The organism is Mycobacterium heidelbergense (assembly GCF_010730745.1).
Classification (GTDB): domain Bacteria; phylum Actinomycetota; class Actinomycetes; order Mycobacteriales; family Mycobacteriaceae; genus Mycobacterium; species Mycobacterium heidelbergense.
Map to the genome: position 1 here is coordinate 3,284,188 of NZ_AP022615.1, position 12,468 is coordinate 3,296,655.

Genomic DNA, 12,468 nt, shown 5'->3' on the forward strand with positions numbered 1-12,468 from the left:
CACACATACCGCAACGGCTACGGCCAAACGCCCATTCCACGAGGCGATGAGCCAGCCGGACGCGGCGCGCCCGGCACAGCCGGCAGGTCTTCGGACTCACAGGCACGCACCAGGTGGCGCTCCTACTGGCCGTCGCTTCCCGGTCTCGGGTCTTTCAAGACCAGTGCGTGTGACGGCGGTCGTTCCTGCTTACCGCTGCGGGACAGTCCCGGACTCTCACCGGGTTCCCTCTCACGAGGCATGACTAACATGTCTCGCTCGATGCCGGCGCCGCGGTTGCGGCGACGGCAGACCAGCTGCGTCGTCAAGGCTACAGTGCGGTCTGTCGCCACTAAAATCCCTGCGACGGGTGAACGCTCGCGGCGGATTGGAGCGCGGGTGATGGGCTGTCGATACCCACGTCCGCAGGCTTGCTCGGTGGCTTCCTTAACGCCTTCGTATTGAAGTCTTTTGCCCCGGGTCTCGCGAAGTCGATCGTGGCTCCGAACGCGGTAAATATCGCGACTGGCAGAAGTCTTCAGGGCGCGCTGCAGGACTTTGTGACCCAGTTGACCAATGGCTGGCCGTCCTTGAGCAACGCTATCAGCGGCGTTAGCACGGGATTGACCACGTTATTGCAAAACGTGTCGTTGCAAATGCCGTCGCTGTTGTCCAGCTTCGGCGGCACGCTGGCCAGCAATATCGGGTTGTTGATTTCCAACCTGCTCAAGTTGTTGTGGACTCCAGTGTGGTCGCCGTTGCGAGCCGGTGACCACCAAACGGCAATCGGCCCCCTCCGCGCGTTATCTGGCGGAGGGGGCCGATTGTTGCTGATGGGGGTTGTCGCTCACCGGAGTTGGTGTCGGTGACTGGTGGTGTTTAGCTCAGCTTTACGCGGCCCATGATCAGGTCGATGATCGGCTTGCCGGGCGGGTAGGCGTTGGTGAGTGAGGCCATGGTGTGCCCGTAGTCCACCAGCAGTGTGATCCCGTTGATGCCGAACGCGGCAGCGCTGTTGAGGAACGCCATCACGTCGCCCATCTGCTCGGGGGTGTGCACCTTGGAGCCGGTTTCGTCGCGGTAGTCCTGGGCGAAGGTGAGCCACAAGTCGGCGTTGGATTGGGCCAGCGGGGTATCGGTGGGACCCGGGCAGATCGCGTTGATCCGAATGCCCCTCTTCAACAACGGATAGCCCTGGGTCGCGACGTAGGCGTTGACGACCTTCTTCGAAAAGCCGTAGTGAATGATGCCCTCGGCTTCATGGGCCTTGACCCACTCCTGGGCCGACGCGAAGTCCGGCTTGGCCAGGAACTCGTTGAGCAAGTCCAGGTCGTTCTCCCAGCCCATTCCGGCGACCGAGGAGATGAAGCAGATCGCCGAGCCCGAGGGAAGCTGGTTCTTCTCGAGCAGGCGCTCGATGAGATGGCGGTGGCCGAGGAAGTTGATGGCCATCAGGTCGGTGGTCCCGTCGGCAATGCCGGCCGCGGAGAACACGGCGTGGACCGGACCGCCCAGCTGCTCGACCGCGGCGTCGATCGACGCGGGATCGCGCAGGTCCACCTGGATGGACTGGGCAACGTCATACTTCACCGGCGCGTAATCCATCACGACGACCTCGGCGCCGAGCTCGGCCGCCGACTTGGCCGCCGCGGCGCCCATGCCGGTCGCGCCGCCGACCACCAGCGCGCGCTTGCCGTCGTAGCGCAACCGATCGACGATAGTCATGGAAATCCCCTTCTCGATAACTGCCAACCCGGTTCTAATTGCCCAACTGTATGGGTCACGGTTTTTGGGTTCAAGACCGGGGCCGGATTGGTCTTACTTGCCGCGAACGGCGGCACCGCGCAAGACGGTGTCACGGGTGTGCACCAGCGCCGCCCGCTTCCCGACCTCGCGCAGAATGTTCTCCGGTATCCACTGCAGGCCGATGACGCAGCGCGCCAGCATCGCGGTGGAAGGGGCGTCGATGCGGATCTCACCGGATCGGATGCTTTCGGACAGCAGCGATTTCATCTGCCGCAGCCGCGTCGCATACAACCACCCGGGGTTGGGAGTGTTCGGGGGTGATTGCCGCATCCACGCCAGCTGAATCCGGAACTCGTCGGAGAACTGATCCAGCGCATTGACGTTGACCCAGCTCAGCGCGTCCAGCTTTTCGATGGGTGTGGCATTCGAGCGCAGCACGGCGACCCATCCCGCCTCGACCTTGCGACCGAACGACTCCATGATCGCGGCCAGAAGTTCGTCCTTGGATCCGATCACGCGGTAGACGGTGCCGGTGCCAAGGCCCGCCGCCGCCGCGATGTCCCGGATCGTGGTGACCTCATACCCCTTGCGGCCGAACTCGGTTCGCGCCACCGCACGCACGTGGGCCGCCTTGTCGCTCGGATCGGCATCGCTGTCGTCGGCCCACGACTCGATAACCTCGCTGGCGGCCGCAAAGGCGTTGGACCGATCCAACGCCGCATCGGTGGGCGCCCGAGCCGCCAACCCCTGCAAGATGATTCGGCACAGCAGCCCGGCGACCTGGCCGGCGGGAGAGTTGTGGCGCATGACGTCGAGCCCGACCTGCAGCATGGTCTGACAGATGCGATCGGCCAGCGTCGGAAGGTCGATGTCGGCTTTGACGTAGCCGCTCCACCGTCCGGCGCGCAGCGTTTGCAGCATCGCTTCTTGGATCGCGACGGGCCGCTGCCGGGTCAGTTTGATCAGTTCGGGATCCGCGCTCGGTCCCTCGTAGAACGACATCTGCAGCGCCGCCCCGTGCCGCACGGCGCAGTTGGCGATCGCCGACCCCAGCTCGAGGATCTTCTCGGAAGCCGGTCGCGAATCGGCCTCGTCCAATTTCGCCTGCGCGGTGTGCCCGATGCGGTCCAGGTCGTCCTGATAGCGGCGGATCAGCTCGACCAGGATCGCTTCTTTGGATTCGAAATGGTGATACAGGCTTCCGGGGAGGATTCCCGCCGCGTCGGCGATCTCCTGCAACGAGGTTCGCAACCCCGAGGATGCGATCAACGACGCGGCGGTTTGCAGGATCTCGGTGCGGCGCGTGCCGGAATCGTCTTCGGCCCGATCGGTCGTCGCGCGCCGGCCCCTAGCCAAGGCTTTGGCCATGGCTAGCGGCGCGCGCATCGAGAGGACTGCGGCCGGGCAAACCTACGCATTCGTCCTCCTCGCCGAACCAAATCTTTGTTAAAAGGCTATCAGATCGCCCGGTCGGGAACCGGCCCACAATCCGTCGAGCCGCTCACGGGGAACCCCTCTTGGCAAGGCGCGCACCGAGTTCAGTGAGGTACCGGTCGGGTCCACCGAGAAGCGCGCTCCAGCTCAGCAGGCGCTTGAGGTACAGATGCGCGTCGTGCTCCCAGGTGTAGCCGATACCGCCGAACACCTGGATGGCGGTGTCGCCCACGGTGGCCAGCCGCCCGGCGAACGCCTTCGCCCGCAGCGCGGCAAGATGCCGTTCGTCGGGCGCACCGGCGTCGGCGGCCCAGAGCGCATGGATCACACCGCTGCGGGCCAGCTCGACCGTCTCGTACATGTCGACGCACAGGTGCTGGATCGCCTGAAACGATCCGATGACCTGACCGAATTGCCTTCTGGCCTTTGCGTATTCGACGGCAAGGTCCATGACGGCCCGCGCGGCGCCGAGCGCGTCGGCGGCCGTCGCGATCAGCACGTCATCGATCACCGCCGCAACGTCGGCCGGCTCGACCGTGGCCAGTCGCCGGGCGGGCTCACCGTCGAGCGCGACGCGAAACCGCTTGCGGGTCTGGTCGATACCGGCCTCGGGCCGCAGGGAGATCCCGCGGGAGTCCACCGCGAAAAGCCCAATTCCCGCCGCGTCTTCGGCGAGCACCAGCAGCACGTCGGCGGCCGCGGCGTCGGGCACGCCGGCGATCTCGCCCCGCACGACGACGTCGCCACCTTGTTCGGCTACCTCCACGGCGGCATTGTCGTGATCCAGGAAGCCGACGGTGGCGATCGTGGTCCCGTCGGCGATCCCGGCCAAAATCGCCGCGGCACTGTCGTTATCGCAGAGCCGCGTCAGCGTGCGCGGGGCGGCGACCGCGCTGGACAACCACGGCCCCGGGTGCAGGGCGGCGCCGAGCTCTTCGGCCACGACGCCGGCCTCGACCATCGTCATCCCGGCACCGCCGTGTTCCTCCGGCACCAACAGCCCGGTGGCGCCGAGGTCGGCCAGGCCGCGCCAGACCGCGTCGTCGACGCCGGCCGGGTCGTCGAGCAGTTCGCGCACGTGGCCCGAAATCGGCGCCTTGTCAGCAAGAAAGCGCCGCGTGGTGTCGCGCAGCGCGACCTGCTCGTCGGTGAGTTCGAGGTTCATGCGCGCGGCAATCCCAGGACGCGCTGCGCGGTGATGTTCTTGTTGATCTGCGTCGTACCGCCCGCGATGGTCAGCGAGCGTGACGTGAGCCGGTAGCTCGCCCACGGGGAGTCCACCCCGCGGGTGCCCAGCACGTCGAAGGCCAGCGCGGCCATGTCCTGCCCGATCTCGCCCCACACGGTCTTGGCGAGGCTGGCCGAGCCGAACGCCGTGACATCCGAGCCGCCGTGCAGCGTCGCCGAGATCGACCGCTGGCAGAGCACCTCGAGATACTTGATGCGGACCGCGATTTCGCCGAGGCGCCGCAGCGTCACCGGGTCTTGGAGCGCGTCGCCGTGCGCGGCGATGTCGTCCACCAGTTCTTCCAGCCGCATCTGCATCTCGGCGTACAGCCGTGCGGCCCCGGCGCGCTCGTGGCTGAGCGTGGTGGTGGCGACCCGCCAACCGCCGTTCAGCGGCCCGAGCAACGCGTCGCCCGGCACCCGCACGTCGTGAAAGAACACCTCGGCGAAATCGGTGTCGCCGTTGAGCGTGACGAGCGGCCGTACCTCGATGCCCGGCAGGGCCATGTCGACGATCAGACACGAGATCCCCTTGTGCTTCGGGGCGTCGGGATCGGTGCGCACATACAGCTGGCACCAGTGCGCCCGATGCCCGAGCGAGGTCCAGATCTTCTGCCCGTTGACGACGAAGTCTCCCGCGTCGGAGCGCACCGCCCGGGTGCGCAGCGCGGCGAGATCGGATCCCGCTTCGGGCTCCGACATTCCCTGGCACCAGATGTCGTCGGCGCGCATCATCCGGGGGAGCAGCGTCCTCTTCTGGTCCTCGGTGCCGTACTGCATGATCGCGGGGGCGATGTTGTTCATCCCAATCACGTTGAGCGGCAGCGGAGCCCGCGCGCGGGTGGTCTCCTCGGTGTAGACCAGTTGCTCCAGAACCGTCGCCCCGCGGCCACCGTATTCGCGGGGCCAGGAGACGGCGGCCCAACCCGCGTCGGTCATCGTCCGGCTCCACGCGCGCAGCAGCTCGAACGTCGCGTCGTCGCGTCCCGACGGCCGGCGGGCGGCGATCAGCTCATCGGTCAGGTTCGCCGACAGCCAGTCACGCAGCTCGGTCCGGAACCGTTCCACTTCCGGTGGGTAGGAGAAGTCCACTTTTCCTCTGATCGTGGCCGTTTAGCCGGACTTTACGGTTGAGCGGATTCTTGGTCAACGCGTTGCGGTTCGGGGAATGCGATCTCGGTGTTGCCCGGCATCGCGCTGACGCCCCGCCGCGCACAGACGTCCAGCACCTCGTCGACGATCGACGCGGGCACGAGGAATCGATCCGTGGCCGACATTTGCTCAAGATGCGCCTCGATGTCCTCGGCCGTCGGTTCGCTCCCGGCGTCCGCCAGCCAGCCCTCGCTGAGCCCGACGAACACCCGCGCATAGCGTCCGGCGGCGGCCGAATAGTTGCGGTGGGTGAACGCGCAGGCGCGGCTGGCGAGGAACGTCACCAGCGGCACGACGAGCTCGGGCCGGATGGCCCGCATGAAGCCGGACTCGGCGAGGAACTTCTCGTCGCCGACCGTCTCGGTGACCATTCGCGAAAAGCCGGTCGGCATCACGGAATTCGCGAGTATCCCGTGCGCTTCGCCCTCGATTGCGATCACGTTCGTCAGCCCCACCAGACCGGCCTTCGCCGCGGCATAGTGGGCTTCCATCGGCTGGCCGAAGATCCCGGCGGAGGACGAGATGAACACGAACCTGCCGCCCCCGTTCGCCTTCATGACGCGATAGGCGGGCTGCGACAGAGAGAACGCGCCGTCCAGATGCACGCGCAGCATTCGCGTCCACTCGTCGTGGGAGAGGTCTTCGAAGGGCACGCTGCCGAAGATCCCCGCGTTGCTGATCACCGCGTCGAGGCGCCCGAACGCGCCGACGGCCGCGTCGACAATCGCTCGGCCGCCGGCCGGGTTGTCCACCGAGTCGTAGGACGCGATCGCCCGGCCGCCCGCCTTCGTGATCTCGTCGACGACCTCGTCGGCGACATTCGGGTCGGCGCCTTCATCTGGGAAGCCGCGCATCGAGCCGCCGAGGTCGTTGACCACCACCGCGGCGCCGCGGCGGGCCAGGTCCAGCGCGTACAGCCGACCGAGTCCGCGACCGGCGCCGGTGACCACGGCCACCTGGCCGGTGAAGTCAATCATGATGTGCTCCCGACTCACCGATGGCCGATTGACTGCCGTGAGGCCGGACTCTACGGTGGAACAGATATTTGGTCAACGAGTCGGAGGTTGAGCGTGGGGGACGACGCCCGTGCCGACCGGTCGCGGGCCCTGGGCATGCTGGCCTCCGCGCTGGCGGGCCGGGCCGTCGCGGTCGCCGAGCTGCCGCCGGGGGAGCCCGCGTGGACGGACGGCCGGACCATTTACGTCGACGCCGCCGCGGGTGGCCACGCGGAAATCGAAGCCGTCGCGGTGCAGGCGTCGATGATCGCTGCCGGCAGCCTGGAGCCCGACGTGGTGGGTCGCTTGGTCCGTCGCCCCCGGCTGGCCAGGCGCTACCTGGCCGTCGAAGGCCACCGCGCGCTGGTCGCCAACGCGGATGTGCTACCAAGCGTTTTGGTCTCGTTGGGCGACCGCGACATCGCCGGCCGCAGCGACTCGCCCGCCGCGTCGCTGGACATCGCCGCCGGACGGGCGGCGCTCGACGACCCGGCGCCGGCGTTCGGCGTTATCCGCGCGGCCAAGGTGATGGCCGCGGGCGCCCGGGTGACCAAACACGAACAGGCGAAACATGTTCCACGCGGCCGCGGTGCGCCGGAACTGGAGGAGCTTGACGACGGCGAGCTCGACGACTCCGACGATCCCGATCCGTTCGCCAGCCCGGTTGGTGGGGGCGGCTTCCTCGGCAAGTGGCTGAAAAAGATGCTGTCGTCAGCGCGGAAAACCGGCAGCGGCGGCGGACCGCCCGGCGCGGACGCCCCGACGCATCGCACAAATTCCGCACACAGCGGCGTGCACGCCGTGTCGTCGCTCGCCTCAACCCCGAGCGAGGACGTCGACGACGCCAAGACCGCCGCGGACGGCGTGCGGTACCCGGAGTGGGACGTCACCCGCAAGCGCTACCGGCCCGCCTGGTGCACCGTGCGGGAAGTCGAGCCGACGATCAAAGAATCGGCGACCCAGGCGATCGACGACGCCCTCGGCGTGCGACGCCCGCTGTCGCGACTCGGCATGGGTCTGCACCGGCGCCGCCGCCAGTCGCAGGGCGACGACATCGACCTCGACGCGGCCGTCGAAGCCCGCGTCGAGGTGCGGGCCGGATCGGTGCCCGACGAGGCGGTGTACCTCGACAGCCTGCGGCGCCGGCGCGATCTGTCGGTGCTGCTCCTTCTCGACGTGTCGGGGTCGGCGGCCGAGCCCGGAACGGTCGGACGCACGGTACACGAACAACAGCGCGCGGCCGTCGCCAACCTGACCGTCGCGCTGCACGACCTCGGTGACCGGGTCGCGCTGTACGCCTACTACTCGCAGGGTCGCGCGGCGGTGACGATGATGCCCGTCAAGCGGTTCGACGACCCTCTCGACGCCCACGTCATCAGGCGGCTCAACAGCCTGGAACCCGCCGCGTACTCCCGCCTCGGGGCGGCCATCCGGCACGGCTCGTCGGTGCTGGAGGCGCGCGGCGGCACGTCGCGGCGGCTGTTGGTGGTGTTGTCCGACGGGCTTGCCTACGACCACGGATACGAGCGGGCCTACGGCGCCGCGGACGCGCGGCGCGCGTTGACCGAGGCCCGCCGGCGGGGGACCGGCTGCGTGTGCCTGACCATCGGCGCGGGCACCGACGTGGCATCGCTGCGCCGGGTGTTCGGCAGCACCGCGCACGCGACGATCGCGCGCCCGGATCAACTCGCCGGCGTGATCGGACCACTGTTCCGCTCCGCGCTGTCTGTCGCGAGCGCGCTGCGCTCCGCCGCGAGCGTGCGTGTTTGTACGACGACACGCGGTCAACGGCGTACATCTGCGCACGCTCGCGCCGTCGTTGAAACAAACATCTGTTCCGGTTAGGCTCCAATCAGTCGGCAGAAGGGACGTCATGGCCAACGAGTCCGGGATCGCTTGTCGCAATGGCACGACTCCCGACGCGGCCGGGGTGCGGCCCTATTACCGGGCGGTCGGCGGCGAAGAGGCCATCTTCAAGGCCGCCTACCGCCAGGGTCTGGCGCTCGTACTGAAGGGGCCGACGGGTTGCGGCAAGACCCGCTTCGTCGAGGCGATGGCCCACGACCTCGGCCGGCCGCTGATCACCGTCGCCTGTCACGACGACCTCACCACCGCCGACCTCGTCGGCCGGTACCTGCTCAAGGGCGACGAGACGGTGTGGGTGGACGGCCCGCTGACCCGGGCGGTGCGCGAGGGCGCGATCTGCTACCTGGACGAAGTGGTCGAGGCCCGGCAGGACACGACCGTGGTGCTGCACCCGCTCGCCGATTACCGGCGACAGCTGCCGATCGAACGACTCGGCGTCACGCTGGACGCGGCGCCCGGGTTCGGCCTGGTGGTGTCCTACAACCCCGGCTATCAGAGCGTGCTCAAGGACCTGAAGGATTCGACGCGTCAGCGCATGGTCGCCATCGAATTCGGTTTCCCCGCAGCCGATGTCGAGGAGTCCATCGTCGCGCACGAGGCGGGTGTGGACGGCGCCACCGCGGCCGAGCTGGTGCGCTTCGGCCAGGCCATCCGCCGCCTGGACAACGGCGGCCTGCGTGAGGTCGCGTCGACGCGCGTCCTGATCGCGGCGGGCAGGCTCGTCGCCGAGGGCCTGACCATGCCGGAGGCGGCCCGGGCCGCGATCGCCGGACCTCTCACCGACGACGTGGCGGTGGGCCGGGCCCTGGGCGAGATGGTCGAGGTCTACCTGGGCGGGGGCGGATACATGATTGACGCTGCCACACCGCCGCCGCTACGGTCTGAACAAATATTAGGTTTGGTAGTGGACTGGCGCGCGTGAATTTGTCAGCCGGGAGGTCGGATGTCCTACGAAAGCAGCGCTGAGCCAATCAAGGTCGGCTACCTGATGGACTTCACTCTCCCGCCGGGGTTCCCCGAGGAGATGAAGGCGGATTTCACGTGGTGCTTCGACCTCGTCTTCGGGGAGGCCGTCGCCCAAGGGGTGATGGACCGGCCCGTGCGGACGATCTACCGCGAGGTGGAGGGGCTGCCCAAGGGATCGGTCAAGGCCGTGATCGACGCGTTCGGCGAGCTCGTCGACGAGGGCTGTCTGGTGGTGTTCGGGCCGCACATCACCGACAACTGCGTGCCCACCCGCGAAGCGATCGAGGAGCGGTTCAAGGTCCCGGCGATCAGCGTCACCGGCACCGACGACTGGCTGGGCGAATGGACGTTCTCCTTCCCACAGGGATCGATGACCGACGAGCCGATCTTCCTCGCCGACCTGGTGGCCAAACGTGGGCTCACCGAAATCGGCGTCCTCGTCGAGCAGAATCTGATCGGCGAGAGCTACCTAAAGAATCTGCGAACCGCATGCCGCCGCAAGGGGATTCGCATCGTCGCCGAGGCGGCGATCGCCCAGACCGCGCAGGACATCAACGACGCCGTCCGCACGCTGCACGAAGCCAAGGCGGAGGCGATCGTGCATCTGGGCTTCGGTTTCGGGATCGTGTTCATCAACCCTGCGCTGCAGGCCGTCGACTGGGACCCGCCGAGATTCACGACCACGGCCTTCCAGAACGCGTGGGTGAACCCGATCATGTGGAACGCCTTCATGGGTTGGGTCGGGGTCGACCAGTACGACGAAAAGAATCGGCTCGGCCAGGACTTCCTCGACCGCTACGCCGCAAAGTACGGCGGCAGGCGCCCCGAATACTGTGTCCCGGTGGTCAATCGGGACGTCGCCGCCACGCTCGTGCGTGCGTTCACCGACGCGCACCCGCTCAGTCCGCGTGGGGTCAAAGAGGCGTTGGAGCGGGTGAAGATGATGCCCGCCGCCGCGGGCGCGCCCGGCACCCGGGTGTCGTTCGGCAAGTGGACGCGGCGGGCCTGGATGGGGGCCGGCTATCTGGTGGCACGGACCCTCGACGCCGACGGCGTCAACTCGCGTCTGGTCGATCGCTTCGGAGAGGAGGGCTGACCCGTGTCGACGGAAGCACCCCTGAAGGCGGAAGGGAAGCCCGCTTCGCCGCGCGGGCGCGGCTGGGGCGGATGGGTCGCCGGCGCCGCCCTGGCGGCGTTTGCGCTCTTCTTCATCGCGAATTGCCGTGTCGCCCTGGACCCGCGCGTCGCCAACCCGAACGTGCAGGGGCGGCCCCGCCCCGTCAGGTTCCTCTTCGGGTTGGACTACATCGCGTTCCTGCAGATCTCCACGGTGATCATGCTGATCGTGCTGCTGGTTGTTTTCATTATCGGCTGGCGGCGCAATCCGGGCAGCCCGGTGATGCTGATGTTCCTCTGCACCACCCTGATCGTGTGGCAGGACCCGATCATGAACTGGGCGCCGTTCGCGGTCTACAACCCCGATCTCATCCACTGGCCGGAGTCGTGGCCGCTGGTGTCGTTGTCGCCGACGGTGGAGCCGTTCGTCGTATTCGGTTACGTGACTTTCTATTTCGGCCCGTACTTCCCGGCGGTCTGGATCCTGCGCAAACTGCAGGCGCGCAAGGGGTCCGAGGCTTTCGTGTCGACGCACCCGTTGATCAGCCTGGGCCTGCTGACGTGTGTCATCGGCTTCGTCTTCGACGCGTGGCTGGAGATCCAGCTCGTCCACACCGGCATGTACATCTACTCGCAGGTGATTCCCTGGGGCTCCGTATTCACCGGCACGACATTCCAATTCCCGCTGATCTGGGAGTCGTTCTCGGTGACTTTCGTGATGGTCCCGGCCGCGATCCTGTGCTACCGCGACGACACCGGCAAATCGGTGGCCGAGAAGCTGGCCGCGAAGGCCAAGATCTTCCCGAGTCGGCCGGTGCTCGGCACGTTCCTGGTGATGTTCGCCATCATCAACGTGTCCTACTTCGCCTACGGGGCGTGGTTCGCCGTCATCAAAATCACCCACGCGGCCACCTCGGTCGCCTGCCCGTGGCCCTATCCGGAAGCGAAAGTCTATGACCCGCAAGGCTATTACGAGAAGGCCGGCGCCCAGGGCCCGTACTCGGTCGGCATCTGGTCGACCTGGATGAGCGGGCAGCCGAAGGGGCGGCCGGACGTGCAGCCGCTACCGCCCGGTGAAGGCGCCTGCGCGACCCCGGGCAAGCATGGTTGAGCCGCGCACCGTCGTCGTCACCGGCGCGTCCCGCGGACTGGGGTTCGCCTCGGCGGTGCGCCTCTACCGCGAAGGGTGGCGCGTGGTCGCGGCCATGCGGACACCCGAAAAGGGAATCCCGCTCCTACGACAGGCGACCGGAGCCGCCGACGGCGACGACCGGCTGATTCCCGTGCAGCTCGACCTGCTGGATGCCGCGTCAATCGCCGCGGCGGCCAAGGCCATCGAAGAGGCCGTCGGGGCGCCGTACGCGCTGGTGCACAACGCGGGGATCTCCGCCGCCGGAATGGTGGAGGAGACGGATATGGCGCTGTGGCAGAGGATGTTCGCCACCAGCGTCCTGGGGCCCGTCACGCTCACCCGGGCCCTGCTGCCGTCGATGCGGGCGGCGGGCGAGGGCCGCATCGTGCTGGTGTCCAGCGTGGCCGGGGTGCGCGGACAGCCGGCCACCGCGCCGTACTCCGCGGCCAAGGGGGCGTTGGAGCGGTGGGGTGAGTCGATGGCGTGCGAGATCGCGCCGTTCAGTCTCGGCGTCACGGTCTTGGTGGCCGGCACGTATGACACCGACATCATCACCGACGCCGGCACCACCGACGATCGCAACTTCGACGGCCCGTACGCGCGGCTGCACGACACCATGAACGCCCGCGGGCGCTTCGCGATGAAACTCGCCCGGCCACCCGAGCGGTTCACCGGCGGACTGCTCAGGGCGCTGGGGGACCGGGCGCCGTTCCGCCGCCGCGGCGTGGGCCCGGACGCGTCGATGCTGTTGGCTCTCAACAGGATTCTCCCGTCGTCGGGCATGCATCACGTGTCGCGGATCGTGCTGGGCATACCCAGGCGGGGCGCGATGCGGGGCGCGCCGCCGAAGAACGT

9 protein-coding genes, 2 pseudogenes and 1 riboswitch are annotated in these 12,468 nt (G+C 67.9%); of the genes and pseudogenes, 5 read left to right on the plus strand and 6 right to left on the minus strand.

The annotated features are described in order from the left end of the window. Positions 1 to 64: 64 nt before the first annotated feature. Positions 65 to 284, minus strand: a riboswitch (cobalamin riboswitch). Positions 285 to 517: 233 nt separating this feature from the next. From G6N25_RS15545 to G6N25_RS15570, 6 genes are all read right to left on the minus strand, one after another. Beyond that, positions 518 to 700, minus strand: coding sequence for a hypothetical protein (locus G6N25_RS15545; protein ID WP_083073306.1), 183 nt, complete (start codon positions 698 to 700; stop codon positions 518 to 520). 158 nt (positions 701 to 858) lie between these two features. Next, on the minus strand, positions 859 to 1,704 hold the full coding sequence (locus G6N25_RS15550; protein WP_083073307.1) for an SDR family oxidoreductase: 846 nt from the start codon (positions 1,702 to 1,704) through the stop codon (positions 859 to 861). A gap of 93 nt (positions 1,705 to 1,797) precedes the next feature. Continuing rightward, on the minus strand, positions 1,798 to 3,093 hold the full coding sequence (locus G6N25_RS15555; protein ID WP_083073308.1) for a TetR/AcrR family transcriptional regulator: 1,296 nt from the start codon (positions 3,091 to 3,093) through the stop codon (positions 1,798 to 1,800). A 133-nt stretch (positions 3,094 to 3,226) separates the two neighbouring features. Beyond that, a complete protein-coding gene (locus tag G6N25_RS15560; RefSeq protein ID WP_083073309.1) occupies positions 3,227 to 4,324 on the minus strand; it encodes an acyl-CoA dehydrogenase family protein in 1,098 nt (365 codons plus the stop codon). Next, positions 4,321 to 5,490: an acyl-CoA dehydrogenase family protein gene (locus tag G6N25_RS15565; RefSeq protein WP_179961727.1), complete on the minus strand. Its 1,170-nt coding sequence runs from the start codon at positions 5,488 to 5,490 to the stop codon at positions 4,321 to 4,323. Before G6N25_RS15565 ends, G6N25_RS15560 begins: the two co-directional genes overlap by 4 nt. 20 nt (positions 5,491 to 5,510) lie before the next feature. Continuing rightward, entirely contained in the window at positions 5,511 to 6,515 is a 1,005-nt protein-coding gene (locus G6N25_RS15570) for an SDR family NAD(P)-dependent oxidoreductase (RefSeq protein WP_083073311.1), read from the minus strand. Between the two features lie 93 nt (positions 6,516 to 6,608). On the opposite strand from G6N25_RS15570, the gene G6N25_RS15575 reads away from it, so the two are divergent. The 5 genes and pseudogenes from G6N25_RS15575 to G6N25_RS15595 all read left to right on the plus strand — a co-directional run. Next, positions 6,609 to 8,378: a nitric oxide reductase activation protein NorD gene (locus G6N25_RS15575; protein ID WP_083073312.1), complete on the plus strand. Its 1,770-nt coding sequence runs from the start codon at positions 6,609 to 6,611 to the stop codon at positions 8,376 to 8,378. Between the two features lie 28 nt (positions 8,379 to 8,406). After that, positions 8,407 to 9,243 (plus strand): annotated as a pseudogene (locus G6N25_RS15580) (AAA family ATPase); the annotation flags it as partial. 99 nt (positions 9,244 to 9,342) lie between these two features. Then, a complete protein-coding gene (locus tag G6N25_RS15585) occupies positions 9,343 to 10,461 on the plus strand; it encodes an ABC transporter substrate-binding protein (RefSeq protein ID WP_083073313.1) in 1,119 nt (372 codons plus the stop codon). 3 nt (positions 10,462 to 10,464) lie between these two features. Next, on the plus strand, positions 10,465 to 11,592 hold the full coding sequence (locus G6N25_RS15590) for a spirocyclase AveC family protein (protein WP_083073314.1): 1,128 nt from the start codon (positions 10,465 to 10,467) through the stop codon (positions 11,590 to 11,592). Next, a pseudogene (locus tag G6N25_RS15595) lies at positions 11,585 to 12,460 on the plus strand (SDR family NAD(P)-dependent oxidoreductase); the annotation flags it as partial. The gene G6N25_RS15590 and the pseudogene G6N25_RS15595, both read left to right, overlap by 8 nt. Between the last annotated feature and the right edge of the window lie 8 nt (positions 12,461 to 12,468).